The sequence below is a fragment of the Vibrio sp. 1249-1 genome (assembly GCF_033340495.1).
In genome coordinates, this window is record NZ_JAWOWJ010000193.1 from 1 (window position 1) to 969 (window position 969).

Sequence of the window (969 nt, forward strand, 5' to 3'; positions counted from 1 at the left end):
ATGTAGGTGAAGCTGCGGTGAATCAAAGAAAATCACTGCCTGACACGATTCTGACCGAGGATAATTCCAGAAGTGACGACGCAATCACGAAAGTGGTTTAGCAAGTGACAATTTGGTAATTGAGAGCGGAGACAGTAATGCACTATGGCTCGAAGCAAATATGTAACTGATGAAAGCAGTCAATAATTGCTGCAAGGTGCACTGTAAATAAGTAGGGTGTATTTGAAGCAAAATCACATTTGTGGATTAATGACGTCTCTGTTTACTCATATCCTCGCACTGCCAACTGGATAGGCCAAGTTCAATAAGAGCTTGGCCGCTTTTTACGTGCGCTTTGTTGTCTTGAAACTCTCGCTTGTTTCACTCTCTCCAACCTCTCTTTAAATGAAACCAAAGACTTATCTAAAGTCGCTAGGTGCCAATAAAAATCACCATGGTAACAAGTTGTTTACATTCGGTGGTGTGGCGTAAATCGAAAAATATCAACCTAATTGATTGAAATTCAATTTGATTTTGGTTTCTTTTTAACCGGGCACATTGATGGCTTTGTGGTGTAACATTAAATTTACATTTCTCCGTAAGACCCATCGAAATAGAGATTTCGGCTGATGTATTCCAATTTCTCTCTACCTGCGCCAAGTTAGAAAAATCAGTTCAAACAGCTCAGTGAGGCTGTAAACAAATTAGTGACGCAAGGAGAAAGTCATGGTGGACACATACAACCCATTAGGTACAGACGGATTTGAGTTTGTTGAATACACAGCTGCTGACAGCAAAGGTATTGAACAACTAAAAGCGTTATTTACATCGCTAGGCTTTGCTGAAATAGCCAAACATCGTTCGAAAGAAGCATGGTTGTATCGACAAGGTGACATCAGCTTTATCGTGAACGCCCAGCCTCATAGCCAAGCGGAGGAGTTTGCTAAAGTTCACGGCCCATCTGTATGTGGTATGGCGTTTCGTGTGAAA

The 969-nt window shown here is 41.3% G+C and carries 1 pseudogene; it reads left to right on the forward strand.

Annotation, left to right across the window (positions count from 1 at the left end):
- Positions 1–705: 705 nt before the first annotated feature.
- A pseudogene (locus R7Z50_RS25185) lies at positions 706–969 on the forward strand (4-hydroxyphenylpyruvate dioxygenase); the annotation flags it as partial.